We start from the raw sequence: 15,648 nt of genomic DNA, 5'->3' as shown, positions 1-15,648 counted from the left end.
CGTTCTATCCAAGGAGGACCGGCCCGGGGGATTTTTGCACCGGCCGTTGAACCTGGCCCGATGCTCGATATCAGTGTCTTCGGTCGCTACACGTACCTCGTGACGGAGGTCGTCTGGGGAACCGTCGCAGCCCTGCTGTTGTCCCGCGCGAACGCCCTTCGGAAGGCGGCAGTGACCATCCTCGCGCTGTACCCCGTCGCCTACGTCTGGGACCGGTACACCCTCGCGGTCGACGTCTTCGACATCAAACTCCGGACCGGAATCGAGGTCGCCGGCATCCCGCTCGAGGAACACCTCTTCATGGCGGTCGTTCCCGGCCTCGTCATCGGGTTCCACGAGACCATTTTCGGCGACCGCGACGGGCCACCGAGTCGGTGACGGTGACGAGCCAACTCGACGGCAACTGCGCACCTGTTTCCACTGCAACACTCACGTCTCACTGACTGTAACTGACCGCGACAGTCTTGTGTCGCTGTCTGGTCGTTCGACTCGATGGACGGCCGGCGATCCGAGACGGCATCGACTGAGACGGACGGGAGCGGCGACCGCGCACTGCTCCGGGGCCTGCTCAACGTCCTCGTCTCGCTCCTCCTCATCTCCTCGCTCGCGCTCGGCACCGCGCTGTTCGCGCCCCAGCTCATCGACGGCCTCGATCTGGGTCTCGGGGACCGACCCTCGCCCAGTTCCGACCCGCCGCCGGCCGGCGAACGCAACCCCAGCGTAACCGATCCGGACGACCCCGGCAACTCGAGCTACGAGACCGACATCGAGACGGTCCGCTCCCCCACCGTCGAGGACTTCGTCCACGCCGAGATCAACGAGCGGCGGGCCGACCACGGCCTCGAGCCCCTCGCGTGGGACGGGACGATCGCGTCCGTCTCGCGCGCACACAGTGACGACATGGCTCAGCGCGACTACTTCGCGCACACGAACCCCGACGGGGAGGGACCCTACGATCGGTTCCGCGACGTCGACAGTTACTGTCAGGGGTACGGCGAGAACATCGCCATGACGTGGGTCGACCGGCGCGTCGAACGACCCGGGGAGGGCGGCCCCGTTCGATATCAGACCGCCGAGGGACTCGCGACCGGGCTGGTCAACCAGTGGATGAACTCGACGGATCACCGAGAGGCGATCCTCGAGGACGGCGAGACGCCCCGCTGGGACCGAGCGGGCGTCGGCGTCTACATCGCCGACGACGGCTCCGTCTACGCCGGCCAGAACTTCTGTCGCGAGTGGTAGCCGTCGTTGCGCGGCACTCGCCATCGCCATTGTCATCGCGATCCGCGACCGTTCGGCGACCAGTCAGTCTCGAGCGGTGACAGACGCGGCGGAAATCGCCGGCATGGGCGGGCCGCAGGAACTGCGAACGACTTACACGTTATTGGTTCCGATCGTCGTACGAATCGTATGGAAATTCCGGAGACACTCACCGCGATCTATCGGACGGCGAGCGACCGCGACCTGACCTTTCTCGCGGCCGGGTTCGCCTACTACGCGTTCGTGTCGCTGATTCCGCTGGTCCTGCTCGCGCTCGTCGTCGGCTCGCTGCTCGGCGGCGAGCAGGCCGCCCAGCGACTCATCACCGCCGCCGGCGACTTCCTCCCGGCGTCGGGCGAGGACCTCGTCACCGAGGCGCTGACGACCGAATCCGGGCGCGCAGAGGCGACCGTCGTCGCGCTCGGCGTCGCCACGTGGGGTGCGCTCAAGGTCTTTCGCGGGCTGAGCCTCGCGTTCGACAAGGTCTACGACGAGGTCGCCGAGGACTCGCTCGTCGATCAGATCAGGGACGGACTCACCGTGATCGTCGCTGGTGCGGGCGCGATCGTGTTGATGCTCGGGATCGGCGCCGCGCTCAGGACCGTGGCCGACACCGTCCCGTTCGCCGGCGTGCTCGGCTGGCTCGTCCTGCTCGGCGGACTCGTCCTCGTCTTCCTCCCGATCTATTACGTCCTCCCGCCCGTCCCGGTCGACCTCGGCGAGATCCTCCCGGGCGCGGTCTTCGCCGCCGTCGGCTGGACGATCCTCCAGCTCGGCTTCCAGCTCTACGCGGCGAACGCCGCCCAATACGAGGCCTACGGGGCCGTCGGTGCCGTCCTCCTGTTCGTCACGTGGCTCTACTTCGCCGGCATCATCATCCTCGTCGGCGCCGTGCTCAACGTCGTCCGAGCGCGGCCCTCGATCGCGGAATAGGCCGCCGCTGTGACCGCCGTCTCCCTCGTTTCCTGAACCCTCTTCACAGGGGAAAGATTATGTCCCCGGCAGCGACAGACCACCACCATGAGCGACGACCGATCCACCGCCGCCGCGACCGACGAAAACGGTGCGGCGGACGAGACGAACGAGGCCGATTCGGGCGACGCCCTCGAGCCCAACGGCGGCCCCCAACGGGTCGTCTCCGAGGAGAGCGTCGACGACATCCTCGACTCGCTGGACTCGACGAAATCGGCGTCGGCCACCTCGGTATCGACCGACTCGAGCGCGACCGAGACGGTAACTACGACCACCGCCGAGGCCGATCCCGATCCCGGTCCCGATACCGACGCCGACGAATCCCCGTCCCCGACCTCGGCCTCGGCCTCGAGCGACACCGAATCGACGGACGGTGCCGAGGCCAGTTTCGACGAACCGGGCTCGAGCCCCGAGAGCACCGAGAACGCTGAGAGCGACCCCGAGCCGTCCGCGGTCGACTCGGCTGCGGCCTCCCTCCCGGACGATATCGCCGACGACTCGCCCGAGGACCTCGCCGCCCGCGTCGAGCAGGGCGACGTCACCGGCGCGGACGTCCGCGCGGCCGAAGCCGGCGAGGGCCGCGAGTCGACCCCCGAGATCGACGACGTCGAGCTCTCGATGGACGACCTCGAGACGACGCGGGCCGGCGGAGCCAACGGTGCGGACGTGGCCGACGACGCCGGTCCGCTCGCCGGATCGGTCGACCCCGACGACGGACCCGCAACGGATGACGACGAGGACGATTCGTCCGGACTGATCGGCAAAATCAAGGGTTTCTTCTCGCGGTAACCGCCGGTCGCGACGGTTAACCGACCAGCGATATCAGGACGAACATCGTCGCGATCGAGACGAGCGTCGTGACGAAGACGTTCAAGGATGCAAATTTCCTGTCGCCGCCGAGTTCGCTCGCGAAGACGAACGTCGAGACGGCCGTCGGCGTGCCGAGCATCACCACGGTGGCGGTGAACGTCGCCGAGTCGACGGCGAGCGTCGAGAAGACGGCCCACGCGAGTACAGGCATCAGGCAGATCTTGAGCGCCACGACGGCGGCGGTCGCACCGACATCGATCGACGGCGCGTCGACCTCCAGCGAGGCACCGACACAGAGCAGTGCGACCGGCAGCGCGAGCGAGCCGACCGCATCGAGGCCGGTCGCGGCGAGCGACGGAATCGATGCGCCGACCGAGCCGATCGTCAGCCCGGCGAGCAGCGCCAGCAAGACGGGATTTCGACCGAGTCCGCGGAGTTCCCGCTCGATCGAGGCGTCGGTCCCGTTGAGCATCGAGAGCACGACGACCGTCAGCGGCACCTGTGCCAACGACACGACGCCGAGTACGACGCTCGCGATCGCCGTCACCGAATCGTTGAACGTCGCGGCGACCAGCGGCAGGCCGAGATAGCCCAGATTCGAGTGATACGACTGGACGATCGCGACGCTCCGGCGCGCACTCGAGTCGCGATGTCGATGGACGAGCCACGCGATCCCTGCGGTCGCGAACAGCACGAACAGCAGTCCCCCGAGCAGCGCGGGCGAGAGGAGCGCACTGATCGATCGGTCGTAGGTCGAGACGAAGATCAGCGCCGGGAGTGCGACGTAGTAGGCGGTGTCGTTCAGAAACGAGGTCCGGCGCGCGTCGAGAACGCCGGTCGTCCGCAACCCCGCTCCGACCAGCAACACGACGAGTAGCGCCAACAGTCGACCGACGACTTCCATACCCCGGCCGAATCGACTCACGGCTTTGTACTGTTCGATCCGGGCAAGCTACTGGGCGCGGTAACGTATCGGAACAGTAACAATAGATGGCCGACGAGAAGCCACCCATGCCATCGGAGGAGGCTCGAGACTGGGCGGCCAGCCGAGAAACGACGAATCTACTTCTCGGAACGAATATCGTGGTGCTCGCCGCGGGCTTCGTTCGCCTCGGGTCCGTCGGTCCGTGGCCGATACAGTGGCTTTCGGAACTGCTACTCACGCTCGTCTTGGCCGTCGCCGTCGCGCTCGTCGTCGGGCGACTCTTCAACTACGGGTAGCGGCGCGGCGTCGATAGGCGTCCCGGCGAGGACGGGACTGCTCGAGGGCTCGCAAACCTACTCACTGAGACGCGATTTTCGAAATCGGCAGAAACGGGGTGGAGCAGATTTGAACCACGGTCGCAGCAAAGCTGCTCCCTGGTTCAAACTGCTGTACCAATTTTCGAGCGACGCGCTCGTCGCTTCGCTCCTCGCGTAGTGTCGCTCGAAAAGTGGGTTGGAGCAGATTTGAACTGCCGGCCTCCTCCATGTCAAGGAGGTGTCGTAACCAGACTAGACCACCAACCCTGGTTTGGCTTTCGTCCGTGGCCTGCGTCGCCACGTTGTCTGCATTCAGTCGTTGCCCGCCACACCAATTGAAGGTTTCGAATCGACTGCCGTACGCGAGTCTCCACCACGCACCCGTCCGATACGCTTAAGTCGATGTACGGATTTGGGCATTACAAGACAACTACGTACATTGGTGTCCACTATGCAGGAGTATGTCGAACGAGTCGCGGACGGGGAGGATCTCACACAATCGGACGCTCGAGCGGCTTCAACGGCCGTTTTCGAGGATGCGACGGAAGCACAGATCGGCGCGCTGCTGGCGGCACTGCGCTCGAAGGGAGAGACCGAAGCCGAGATCGCCGGCTTTGCCGAGGGGATGCGCGACGCGGCCAGGACGATCTCGCCGGATCGGGAGCCGCTGGTCGACACCTGCGGCACCGGCGGCGACGATTACAACACGATCAACGTCTCGACGACGAGCGCGATCGTGGCCGCCGGGGCCGGCGTTCCGGTCGCCAAACACGGCAACTACTCGGTCTCCTCGTCCTCGGGCAGCGCGGACGTGCTCGAGGAGGTCGGCGTCGACATCGAGGCCGAGCCGCCGGCCGTCGAGGACGCGATCGAAGTCGACGGCATCGGCTTCATGCTCGCGCCGGTGTTCCACCCGGCGATGAAGGCCGTTATCGGCCCGCGCAAGGAACTGGGAATGCGGACGATCTTCAACGTGCTCGGGCCGCTGACCAACCCCGCCGGCGCGGACGCACAGGTCGTCGGCGTCTACGACCCCGATCTCGTTCCCGTGCTCGCGGAGGCGCTCTCGCGGATGGACATCGACCGCGCGCTGGTCGTCCACGGCGCGGGCACCGACGAGATCGCCATCCACGGCGAAACCCGCGTTGCAGAAGTCAACGGCGAAGCTGTCGAGGAGTACGCGCTCGAGCCGGCGGATCTCGGGCTCGCGGAGCACGATATCGACGACATCGCCGGCGGCTCGCCCGTGGAGAACGCGGTCGACATGCGCGGCATCGTCGAGGGCGACGTGACCGGCGCGAAACGGGACGTCATCCTCGCGAACGCCGGCGCGGCGATCTACGTCGCCGGCGAGGCCGACTCGCTCGAGGCGGGTGCCGAGGTGGCCCGCGAGGCGATCGAGAACGGTGAGGCGGCGCGGAAACTCGAGCAACTCTGTGGCGCGACGGCGCGGGCGGAGGGCCAATGACCCGCGTCAAGGTCTGCGGACTGACCACCGAAGCCGACCTTGAGGCCGCGATCGACGCGGGGGCGGACGCGATCGGCATCATCTGCGACGTGTCGGTCGACACGCCCCGTGAGGTCTCGATCGAGCGGGCCGCGGCGCTCGCGGCGGCGACCCCGCCGTTCGTGACGAGCGTGCTCGTGACGATGCCGGATAGCCCCGAGGAGGCGATCGAGTTGGTCGAGGAGATCGAACCCGACGCGCTCCAGATCCACAGCGACATGCGGGTCGGCGACCTCGCCTACCTGCGCGCGAAACTCGAGACGGAACTCCTGCTCGCGGTCGACGCCGACGACGCGACGACCGCCGAGACCTACGACGACATCGTCGACGCCCTCATCGTCGACACGCCCGGCGACGGCGGCGGCGGTGGTACCGGCCGCACCCACGACTGGGATCAGACGCGAATGGCCGCTGCGGACCTCGAGTCGCCGCTTGTCCTCGCGGGCGGGCTCACGCCGGAGAACGTCGGCGACGCGGTCCGAACCGTCGACCCCTTCGCGGTCGACGTGGCAAGCGGCGTCGAGAAACGCGGCGGCGTCAAGGATGTCGACGCCGTGCGGTCGTTCGTCGACCGAGCCAAGAACGCCCGCAAACCGGCGGAGCTGTAACCGTGACCATGCACGATGCCGACTTCGATTCGACGCCGGCCGACCGACCGGTATTCGACATCGACCGAGAGACGTTCCGCGACCACGCGGGCACGAGCGAGGAGCGGGCGGACCGACCCGCCGTCGTCCACACCGTCGCGACCCTCGAGTGCGAGACGACGCCGCTGGCCGCCTACGCGGCGCTGACCGGCCGCTCCGACGCGGTCGATCGCGAGCGCTCGCCGTACGCCTTCCTGCTCGAGAGCGCGGAGAAAACGGCCTCGAGCGATCCGGACGGCGCGTTTCGGCCGAGCGCCGCGGACGCCGAGCGCCACGCGCGCTACTCTTACGTGGGCTACGACCCCGAGGCCGTCGTGACCGTCGAGTCCGGCGAGGCGACCGTCGAGGCGCTGTCCGAGGACGCGCCGCTCGAAGCGATCGAGACGGACGCGGACGGCGATACCGTCGACGCGCTGCGGGCCGCGATGCCCGACGTTCGCCTCGAAAATATGCCCGATCACGACCGCCAGCACCTCGAGGGCGGACTGGTCGGCTTTCTGGCCTACGACGCCGTCTACGACCTCTGGCTCGAGGAGGTCGGCTGCGAGCGCCCCGACTCGCGGTTCCCGGACGCTCAGTTCCTCCTGACGACGAAAACGCTGGCCTTCGACGAGCGCGACGGGACGGTCTCGCTGGTCTGTACGCCCGTCCTCGAGGCCGACGACGACCCCGGCGAGGTATACGACGCTCTCCGGGCGGAGGCCGACGACATCGCGGCGACGCTGCGGGCGGCCGAACGGCCGGAAACGGGCGGGTTCGTCCGCGAAGACGAGGTTGCGGGTCCCAAAGACGAGTACGAGGAAAGCGTCCGGCGAGCCAAAGAGCACGTCCTCGACGGAGACATCTATCAGGGCGTCATCTCCCGAACCCGAGAGCTCTACGGCGACGTGGCCACCCTCGGCTTCTACGAGGCCATGCGGGACGTGAACCCGTCGCCGTACATGTACCTGCTCGACCACGACGACCTGACCGTCGTCGGGGCGAGCCCCGAGACCCTGATCTCCGTACGCGGTCGCGAGGTCATGTCCAACCCCATCGCCGGCACCTGCGACCGCGGCTCGAGTCCCGTCGAGGACCGGCGGCTCGCGGGCGAGATGCTGGCCGACGGCAAGGAACGCGCCGAGCACACGATGCTGGTCGATCTGGCGCGCAACGACGTGCGCCGCGTCTCCGAACCGGGCTCGGTCCGGGTCGACGAGTTCATGAACGTCCTCAAGTACAGCCACGTCCAGCACATCGAATCGACCGTGACGGGGACGCTGGCCGCGGACTCGGACGGGTTCGACGCGACTCGAGCCTCGTTCCCTGCCGGCACCCTCTCTGGAGCCCCGAAGATCCGCGCGATGGAGATCATCGACGACCTCGAGTCCACCCCTCGCGGCCTCTACGGCGGCGGCGTCGGCTACTACTCGTGGACGGGCGATACGGACTTCGCGATCGTGATTCGGACTGCAACTGTCGAAGATGAAGGTGAGCAGGACCGGATCACGGTCCAAGCCGGCGCGGGGCTGGTCGCCGACAGCGACCCCACCGCCGAGTACGAGGAGACCGAGCAGAAGATGGGCGGGGTCCTCGCCGCGCTCGAGGCGATCGAACTGCCGGCCGACGGGTCGACGCCGGACGATGACCCCGAAGCGACGGCGGAGGTGAGCCGATGAGTGCGACGGCGGACGAAGCCGACGCGACCGCAGCGGACGACGAGCAAAGCGACGCGGAGCCGATCACGGTCCTGTTCGTCGACAACTACGACTCCTTTACCTACAACCTCGTCGAGTACGTCAGCCAGCAGGCCGGCACCGAGACCGAGGTCCTGAAAAATACCGCGTCGCTCGCGGACGTGCGCGCCGTCGACCCCGACGCGATCATCGTCAGTCCGGGGCCGGGGCATCCGAAAAACGACCGCGATGTCGGCGTCACGATGGACGTGCTCCGGGAGATCTCACCCGACGTGCCGACCCTCGGCGTCTGTCTCGGCCTCGAGGCCGCGGTCTACGAGTACGGCGGCACCGTCGGCCGCGCGCCGGACCCAATTCACGGGAAGGCCTCCGCCGTCGACCACGACGGCGAGGGGGTCTTCGAGGGCCTCGAGCAGGGCTTTCGCGCGGGTCGCTATCACTCGCTCGTCGCGACCGAAGTGCCGGACTGTCTCGCGGTCTCGGCGACCGCGGAACACGGAGAGGAAACGCTCGTCATGGGCGTCCGCCACGAGGAGTATCCCCTCGAGTGCGTGCAGTTTCACCCAGAGAGCGTGCTGACGGCGGCGGGCCACGACGTGATCGAGAACTTCCTCTCGAGCGTCTGAGCGTCGCTGCGCATTTTTCGTTGCGGTCGTCTGAAAAGATCGGCACGGACTGAACAGCGATCTCTCGGCGAGTGATTCCCGCGTCCGGGAGCTATTCGACGGGACTGGACGATCGTCCTTAGACGCCGGGGAGCAACTCGAGTTGCCCGACCGCGTAGAGGGCGGCGAGGACGACCGCGGCGACGATACCGACGCGGACGGCCAGTTTGATCGCGATTCGGAGGGCGATAACCGCGACTGCGAAGGCGGCGAGAACGGCCAGCACCAGCAGGATCGGTGGTGCCGACAGCAGTGCATCGATCATACGAACCTCCCCGTACCGCAGGGACGTAATCTTTCTGGATATCGTGACTGACTCGCGAGCGTGAGTGACTCGAGGGAGTATATCGGTCAGTCCAACCGGATCACCGGAAAACGGGAAATTCGCCCGCTTGCGACGGCCTCGTGTCGGAAACAGTCACGTTCAATTCGGTCTGAAAATCGTTAAGGCAGTCGACTGCGTAGGGTCTATTGACCACACAGGTGGCCGTCTCGGCGGTCGCCGGAGGAACAGAAACGAAAGGTTACAGAGACATCTTTGCAACCAGATTTGTATTACTACAAGAAAAGTAGGACAACAACACCACGTTTTATGAGGTATCAATGAATATCGAACCTTCGTTACGAATGATGCGAGCTAGGACCCAGTCCGACGCCAGAATCGACGTGCTGCAGCAGTGTACCGACGAGGTGACGCACGCGTGAGCGATGTCGAACTCTCCGCGGCAGACCTCACGCTTCCGATCAAGCGCTCCGATGGTGACACCTTAGAGGAACGATTAACTGACAACGCATACCAGAACATTCTCCCGGCCCGGTATCTCCGGAAGGACTCGAACGGCGAGCTGATCGAGACCCAAGAGGACCTCTTCGACCGCGTCGGCAAGAACGTCGCGCTGGCCGAAGCCGTCTACGAGGCCGAAAAGCGCGACCTCGAGATCACGGTCACGCCCGACCAGTTGAAGCCCGACCACCCGCGCCGAGACGAGCTCGCCGCGGAGGTCTTCGGTAGCGAGGCGCAAAGCGCCTCGGACCGTTCGAGCGGGCAAAGCCCGCGAGAAGACAAGGGCGTGACGGCCGACGACGACGCGGAAACCGCCCTGACCGAACACAACGTCAACAAGTTCGCCTACGAGACGGTCGTCCCCGAGCTTCCCGACGAGGTCCGAAGCCACGTCGAGGACGTCGCCGGGACCTTCACGGACGGCATGGAGTCGCTTTCCTTCATGCCGAACTCGCCGACGCTGATGAACGCCGGTGACGAACTCCAGCAGCTCTCGGCCTGTTTCGTTATGTCGCCCGACGACGACCTCTCGGACATCCACGAGACCGCCAAGAAGGCGGCCGAAGTCTTCCAGTCCGGCGGCGGCGTCGGCTACGGCTTCTGGCAACTGCGTCCCTACGGCGACTCGGTCGGCTCGACGGGCGGTATCGCCTCCGGCCCGATCACCTTCATGCGGACCTACGACCAGCTCTGTGAGACGATCGCTCAGGGCGGAACCCGACGCGGTGCCCAGATGGGCATCATGCGCGTCTCCCACCCGGACGTTATCGAGTTCATCCACGCCAAGAACAAGGATGTCTCGCTGGCCCACACGCTGCGACTCAACGACCCCGACGACTACACCTACACCACCTTCTCGGAAGCGCTCGAGGAGGCCCGCGAGCTGATCGACGAGGACGGGCGGGTCCCCAAGCACCTGCGCAACGCCGTCGAGGGCCACCTCTCGAACTTCAACATCTCCGTCGGCGTCACGGACGACTTCATGGAGGCCGTCCAGAACGGCGAGGAGTACACCTTCACCAACCCGCGGACGGAAGAGCCCCACATCGCGAGCGAGGAGACCAAGGAGATGTACAGCCGGTACGACCTCGGCGAGCACGTCGAGGTCGGCGAACCGCTCTCGGTCCCCGCGGAACTCGTCTGGGAACGCATCGTCCAAGGCGCACACGAGAACGGCGAACCGGGCGTCATCTACCTCGAGCGAGTGAACGACCAGCACTCCTTCGACGTCGAGAAACAGGAGGACCACCAGATCCTCGCGACCAACCCCTGTGGCGAACAGCCGCTGGAGGAACACGAGGCCTGTAACCTCGGCCACATCAACCTCTCGACGCTCGCCGATCTGGACGCCCCCGACTGGCGCGTCTGGTCCGACGAACACGGCGACGAGTACGACTCCCAAGCGGCGGCTATCGAAGCCTTCCTCGAGGAGGCCATCGACTTCGAGGAGTTCGACGAGCGCATCGAGTACGGCACGCGCTTCCTCGAGAACGTCGTCACGATGTCCGACTTCCCGGTCGAAGAGATCGAGGAGAAGGTCCGGGACATGCGCAAGATCGGGCTGGGCATCATGGGGCTCGCTCAGCTGTACGTCCAGCTCGGGATCAAGTACGGCAGCGACGAAGGGAACGAAGTCGCCCGCCAGCTGATGACCCACATCAACCACGGCGCGAAGGCCAAGAGCCACGAACTCGCCACCGAGCGCGGCTCCTTTAACGACTGGGGCGACTCGAAGTACGCGAACCCGACCGAGTACCGCGAGTGGTTCGAGCACCAGACCGGCGAGGACGCCGACGACTGGGAAGACGGCTTCCCCATCCGCAACCACAACGTCACGACCATCGCGCCGACCGGAACGACCTCCATGGTCGGCAACACCACCGGCGGCTGCGAGCCCATCTACAACGTCGCCTACTACAAGAACGTCACCGACGACGTCCAGGGCGACGAGATGCTCGTCGAGTTCGACGACTACTTCCTGCGCACCCTCGAGGCGAACGACATCGACGTCGACGCCGTCAAGGAGGAGGCACAGGAGCAGATGGCGACGAACCAGTTCGACGGCGTCGAAGGGCTCTCGACCGTGCCCGACGCCATCGGCGAACTGTTCGTCATCACCAGCGACCTCTCCGCGAAACAGCACGCCGCGGTCCAGTGTGCCTGTCAGAAGGGCGTCGACTCCTCGATCTCGAAGACGGTCAACGCACCCAACGACTCCTCGCTCGAGGACGCAAAGGAGGTCTTCGAGTGGGTCTACGAGAACGGCGGCAAGGGCGTCACCTACTACCGCGACGGCACCCGCTCGAAGCAGGTGCTGACGACGCGCGCAGACAACGCCGACTTCGCCGACGAGACCGAGGCCGCACAGGCCCTGGTCGAACAGATCGACGAGATCTTCGGCGGTCTCGAAGGCTTCCTCGAGAGCGAAGAGGTCGCGGACGTCCTCGAGGAGGACGTCGACGCGCTGCTCGGCGAGGACGGCCAACCGGTCGAGATCGACTTCACCGAGAAGCGCGAGCGTCCCGACGCCCTGCAGGGCGTCAGCCAGCGCATCGACACCGGCTACGGGAAGATCTACGTGACGATCAACGAGGACCCCGAGACCGGCCAGCCGTTCGAGCTGTTCGCCAACATCGGCCACTCCGGTGGCTTCACGAACTCCTTTACCGAGGCGCTGGCGAAGGTCATCTCGACCTCGCTGCGTTCGGGCGTCGACCCCGAGGAGATCGTCGACGAACTCTGTGGCACGCGCTCGCCGAAGGTCGCGTGGGACAAGGGCGAACAGATCCAGTCCATCCCCGACGCCATCGGCACCGCGATGCGCCGCTACCTCGAGAACGAGATCGACAAGCCGTACCCGAAACAGCAGACGCTCGAGGAGTCGGCCGACGCGGACTTCGCCGAGTACGACGGGCCGAAGACCGACGGCGGCGCGGCCGCCGCCGATAGCGGCTCGACCGCGGACGCTGACGACGACACGACCCAAGACCTCATCGACGCCGGCGAATCGCCGGAGTGTCCCGACTGCGGCTCGATGTCGCTGTACTTCTCCGAAGGCTGCAAAACTTGCAATAGTTGTGGCTGGTCGGAATGTTGATCCAGTAGTACTGTTGAAACGATAGATTCGCGGCTTATATTTTTTAAACCAATGCGGTAGAAACCTCTTTATGAATGATATAGAAGAATGTCCAGCCTGCGGAAGGGATGATTTCAAGAACGAGTACGGTATCGGGGTTCATTTGGTGAGATATTGTGAAGAAACTACCGAGAGTCAGGAAGAGCTAGGTCGTGATCTCATATCCGGTGAAAATCACCCAATGAAAGGACACGAGATGTCCGAGGAAGCAAAACGAAAGATCGGTGAAGCGTCTTCAGGAAGGGAAATGCCAGAAGAAGCGAAGCGGAAGATCAGCGAATCTTTGACAGGACACGAAGTGTCTGAAGAAACACGCCGAAAAATAAGTAAATCTCTACAGGGTGAAAATAACCCTTGGTACGGAGTCACTGGCGAAGATCATCCAATGTATGGCGTCTCTTTCGAGATGGACGAAGAAAGCCGACAGAGACTATCTGAATCACTTAAAGAGACATACGAAGAAGATCCAACGAAGCATTCGATGTATGGGCGGACAGGAGAGGACCATCCGCTTTATGGATACGACTGGTCGGATGAGCAACTTCAGAGACTCAGTGACGCACTGAAAGGGCGTGTACCGGGAAGATCCAAACCACGCCAGGTCATTAAGACGAGAAATATCGTCAGAAACGGTTGGGAAGCAGCAATAGATCTAATCTTGTATGATGCGGGGATCGATTATACGTATGAAGACCGATATTTTGAATTGGGTGATCGCACATACACGCCGGGTTTCGTTACAGAGAACGTAGTGATTGAGGTCAAGGGAATGGTTTGGGAAGACGATGAAACGAAGGCTACGAAATTCATGGATAGGTACGACTATACGTATCTCGTCGTTGGCTCGGAGTTACCGTGTGACGTGCATCTACAGTGGGACGAGCGTGAAAAGCTCCCAGCAGTCATCGACTCCCAATGCAACTGCTGATCAGTCTATCGGTGCCCAATCAGCGGACGCTTCATCCGCTTCTCGGGTGGACTCGGCATATCAGCACCGGAAAACGACAACCGCCGTGCGGACGCCGAGCGAAACGATAGATAGCGGGATAATCAACGATATGCCGTCGAGTGCTCACGCGTACAATACGGAAACTCAATAAACACAATGGCATTTATAGTAGCCACTGAAACGATTCACACTCTGCTGGCAACGCTGTCGCGTGATCTGGTATCAATGATTTTCCGTGGCCACTATAGAACGAACCCAAAACTGATCGATTTCGGCTGCGCTCGCTTTCCCCGTAACTTGAGCCGATCGTCAGGACTTAGCACGGGCGGATCGATAGAAAATATATGACTGCCGACATCGATGAGTCTGTCGCCGAAGATCGCACAGATAAAGCGGTCGGAACAGACGGAGAAAAGACAGTATCCCAACCTGCCGGCGCGCCGCGCTGTCCGCACTGCGAGGCCCCGATGTACAAACGTCACTGCAAGTACGTCTGTCCCCAGCACGGGGTCATCCTCGACTGCAGCGACCCCTTCCGCTGACCGCCCTTTTCTCGCCGAACGACCGAATCAGCGCCCGACTCGAGTACTGAGTCGCCCGGAATCCCTACAAGACGGCGGTTTGTGGTCTCGGACACTGATCTCTATGTCTGCGCAACCGACGATTCTCGTCGTCGACGACGAACGGGAGTTGGCCGACCTCTACGCGATGTGGGTCGGTGAGGATTACGAGGTCGTGACCGCCTACGACGGGACCACCGCACTCGAGCGAATGAGCGACGCGATCGACATCGTCCTGCTCGACCGGCACATGCCCGATATCACCGGGGATCGCGTGCTCGAGGAGATCCGCGCGGCGGGCTACGACTGCTGGGTGATCATGGTGACCGCCGTCGATCCGGGACTGGATATCGTCGAACTGGATCTCGACGACTACGTCACGAAGCCGGTCACGCGAGCCCAGTTGACCCGAATCATCGAGAACCTGCGGGTCCAGTCGCGCTACGGCGGCGGCGACCGGCGCGAACTCGAGTCCATCTCGAACAAGATGGAGACCTTAGAGGACGAGCACTCCGTCGAGGAGTTGACCGAGACCGAGGGCTACCAGCGACTCGAGTCGGAGTTACAGGACCTGAGCGATTCGTTGATCGAGGAGGGAGACGGGTGATCGGACAGCGATACCGCGCAGTTGCCGCCTGATTTTCGCGGCCCACATCACGACCGGCAGGACCACCGCCGACCGAGCCGACTAGCTGTCCGTCGATCGTCCCGCGCCCTCGGTTCGCGTTCGGTCCGTCCGGAGCGTGCGGTAGACGGGGCCGGCGAGGAGGACGACGGCGGCGAGCGCACAGGCGACCGACAACGCCACACCGAGTTCGCCGAGTCCGCTCGAGGTGATCGTCGCCGCCGAAGCGCCGACGACGACCGCGGCGATCGTCCACGGGAGTTCGCCGATCGCCGTCCCGACCACCAGTTGGCGGAGCGTGACGCCGCTGACCGCGGCGGCACACGTCGCGACGTCCGACGGGATCGGTGCCAGCCGCGAGGCGGTGACGCCGCGGAGCGGTCCCGCCGTCTCGTAATAGCGCGCGACGACATCACCGGCCCGCTCGAGGAACCGAGAGCCGCCCCCCTCGCTCTCAGCATGGGACTCACGAGCCGTGTCCGCCTCGCCGGTGGCGAGCCAGCGGGTGACGAGGAAGACCGGGAGCACGGTCGTGACGACGCCGACGAGCGCAAGTGGGACGCCGGCCGCGACGCCGAAGCCGTAGCCGACGACGATCGCGAGCGGCGTCGTGGGCCACGCGAGAAGCGGCCGCACGAGGTAGAGCCCGGCGACGACGAGACCGAACAGGAACGGGTCCGCAACGAGGGCGTCGACGGTCCCCATCGCCTTCGACGGCGAGACGAGCAGGCCCGCGGCGACCATGCCGCTGGCCGCGATCACACCGGCGAGCGCACGCGTCCGGACCGACGACACCGACATTCGACCTGAAATCC

16 protein-coding genes and 1 tRNA gene are annotated in these 15,648 nt (G+C 64.7%); 13 read left to right on the top strand and 4 right to left on the bottom strand.

Translation table 11 applies throughout. The features are described 5' to 3' along the window. The first annotated feature begins 60 nt into the window (after nucleotides 1–60). The 4 genes from FEJ81_RS06040 to FEJ81_RS06025 all read left to right on the top strand — a co-directional run bounded on the left by FEJ81_RS06040 (nucleotide 61) and on the right by FEJ81_RS06025 (nucleotide 3,021). Nucleotides 61–378, top strand: a complete 318-nt coding sequence (locus tag FEJ81_RS06040; protein ID WP_138244433.1) for a lycopene cyclase domain-containing protein — start codon at nucleotides 61–63, stop codon at nucleotides 376–378. 114 nt (nucleotides 379–492) lie between these two features. Continuing rightward, nucleotides 493–1,242, top strand: a complete 750-nt coding sequence (locus tag FEJ81_RS06035; protein WP_138244432.1) for a CAP domain-containing protein — start codon at nucleotides 493–495, stop codon at nucleotides 1,240–1,242. 168 nt (nucleotides 1,243–1,410) lie between these two features. Next, complete coding sequence (locus tag FEJ81_RS06030; protein WP_138244431.1) at nucleotides 1,411–2,193, top strand: YihY/virulence factor BrkB family protein; 783 nt, start codon at nucleotides 1,411–1,413, stop codon at nucleotides 2,191–2,193. Between the two features lie 87 nt (nucleotides 2,194–2,280). Continuing rightward, a complete protein-coding gene (locus tag FEJ81_RS06025) occupies nucleotides 2,281–3,021 on the top strand; it encodes a prolipoprotein diacylglyceryl transferase (RefSeq protein WP_138244430.1) in 741 nt (246 codons plus the stop codon). Nucleotides 3,022–3,037: 16 nt separating this feature from the next. On the opposite strand, the gene FEJ81_RS06020 is transcribed toward FEJ81_RS06025, so the two are convergent. Continuing rightward, nucleotides 3,038–3,946 (bottom strand): AEC family transporter, encoded by a 909-nt coding sequence (locus FEJ81_RS06020; protein ID WP_138244429.1) that lies wholly within the window; start codon nucleotides 3,944–3,946, stop codon nucleotides 3,038–3,040. A gap of 107 nt (nucleotides 3,947–4,053) precedes the next feature. Here FEJ81_RS06020 and FEJ81_RS06015 point away from each other — a divergent pair, with 107 nt between their 5' ends. Continuing rightward, entirely contained in the window at nucleotides 4,054–4,263 is a 210-nt protein-coding gene (locus FEJ81_RS06015) for a hypothetical protein (protein WP_138244428.1), read from the top strand. A 213-nt stretch (nucleotides 4,264–4,476) separates the two neighbouring features. Here the strand turns inward: FEJ81_RS06015 and FEJ81_RS06010 are convergent. Then, nucleotides 4,477–4,551 (bottom strand) — tRNA-Val (locus tag FEJ81_RS06010). Between the two features lie 184 nt (nucleotides 4,552–4,735). Here FEJ81_RS06010 and trpD point away from each other — a divergent pair. Genes trpD through trpG form a run of 4 tightly spaced genes read left to right on the top strand, consistent with a single transcriptional unit; the run spans nucleotide 4,736 to nucleotide 8,740 of the window. After that, nucleotides 4,736–5,752 (top strand): anthranilate phosphoribosyltransferase, encoded by a 1,017-nt coding sequence (trpD, locus tag FEJ81_RS06005; RefSeq protein ID WP_138244427.1) that lies wholly within the window; start codon nucleotides 4,736–4,738, stop codon nucleotides 5,750–5,752. Beyond that, nucleotides 5,749–6,399: a phosphoribosylanthranilate isomerase gene (locus FEJ81_RS06000; RefSeq protein WP_138244426.1), complete on the top strand. Its 651-nt coding sequence runs from the start codon at nucleotides 5,749–5,751 to the stop codon at nucleotides 6,397–6,399. Before trpD ends, FEJ81_RS06000 begins: the two co-directional genes overlap by 4 nt. 8 nt (nucleotides 6,400–6,407) lie before the next feature. After that, entirely contained in the window at nucleotides 6,408–8,096 is a 1,689-nt protein-coding gene (gene trpE / locus FEJ81_RS05995) for an anthranilate synthase component I (protein WP_138246723.1), read from the top strand. Next, the gene (trpG, locus tag FEJ81_RS05990; RefSeq protein ID WP_138244425.1) at nucleotides 8,093–8,740 is read left to right on the top strand and encodes an anthranilate synthase component II; all 648 of its coding nucleotides are present in this window, start codon (nucleotides 8,093–8,095) and stop codon (nucleotides 8,738–8,740) included. The genes trpE and trpG overlap by 4 nt, the downstream gene beginning before the upstream one ends. Nucleotides 8,741–8,858: 118 nt before the next feature. On the opposite strand, the gene FEJ81_RS05985 is transcribed toward trpG, so the two are convergent. Further along, on the bottom strand, nucleotides 8,859–9,044 hold the full coding sequence (locus tag FEJ81_RS05985) for a hypothetical protein (RefSeq protein WP_138244424.1): 186 nt from the start codon (nucleotides 9,042–9,044) through the stop codon (nucleotides 8,859–8,861). A 436-nt stretch (nucleotides 9,045–9,480) separates the two neighbouring features. Between FEJ81_RS05985 and FEJ81_RS05980 the strand changes: the two genes are divergently transcribed. The 4 genes from FEJ81_RS05980 (at nucleotide 9,481) to FEJ81_RS05965 (ending at nucleotide 14,815) form a co-directional block, all read left to right on the top strand. Then, complete coding sequence (locus FEJ81_RS05980) at nucleotides 9,481–12,660, top strand: adenosylcobalamin-dependent ribonucleoside-diphosphate reductase (protein WP_138244423.1); 3,180 nt, start codon at nucleotides 9,481–9,483, stop codon at nucleotides 12,658–12,660. Nucleotides 12,661–12,730: 70 nt separating this feature from the next. After that, a complete protein-coding gene (locus tag FEJ81_RS05975; protein ID WP_138244422.1) occupies nucleotides 12,731–13,627 on the top strand; it encodes an NUMOD3 domain-containing DNA-binding protein in 897 nt (298 codons plus the stop codon). Between the two features lie 365 nt (nucleotides 13,628–13,992). Next, nucleotides 13,993–14,190 carry an HVO_2523 family zinc finger protein gene (locus FEJ81_RS24380; RefSeq protein WP_138244421.1) on the top strand — a complete coding sequence of 66 codons (198 nt, stop codon included), beginning with the start codon at nucleotides 13,993–13,995 and terminating at the stop codon, nucleotides 14,188–14,190. A 103-nt stretch (nucleotides 14,191–14,293) separates the two neighbouring features. Next, on the top strand, nucleotides 14,294–14,815 hold the full coding sequence (locus FEJ81_RS05965) for a response regulator (RefSeq protein WP_138244420.1): 522 nt from the start codon (nucleotides 14,294–14,296) through the stop codon (nucleotides 14,813–14,815). A gap of 81 nt (nucleotides 14,816–14,896) precedes the next feature. Here the strand turns inward: FEJ81_RS05965 and FEJ81_RS05960 are convergent, their stop codons facing one another. Beyond that, a complete protein-coding gene (locus FEJ81_RS05960; protein WP_138244419.1) occupies nucleotides 14,897–15,634 on the bottom strand; it encodes a TVP38/TMEM64 family protein in 738 nt (245 codons plus the stop codon). Nucleotides 15,635–15,648 lie beyond the last annotated feature (14 nt).

It is taken from the genome of Natrinema versiforme (genome assembly GCF_005576615.1).
GTDB lineage: Archaea > Halobacteriota > Halobacteria > Halobacteriales > Natrialbaceae > Natrinema > Natrinema versiforme_A.
The sequence above is the reverse complement of the archived record's forward strand: the minus strand, read 5'-3'. Positions and strand labels throughout refer to the sequence as shown.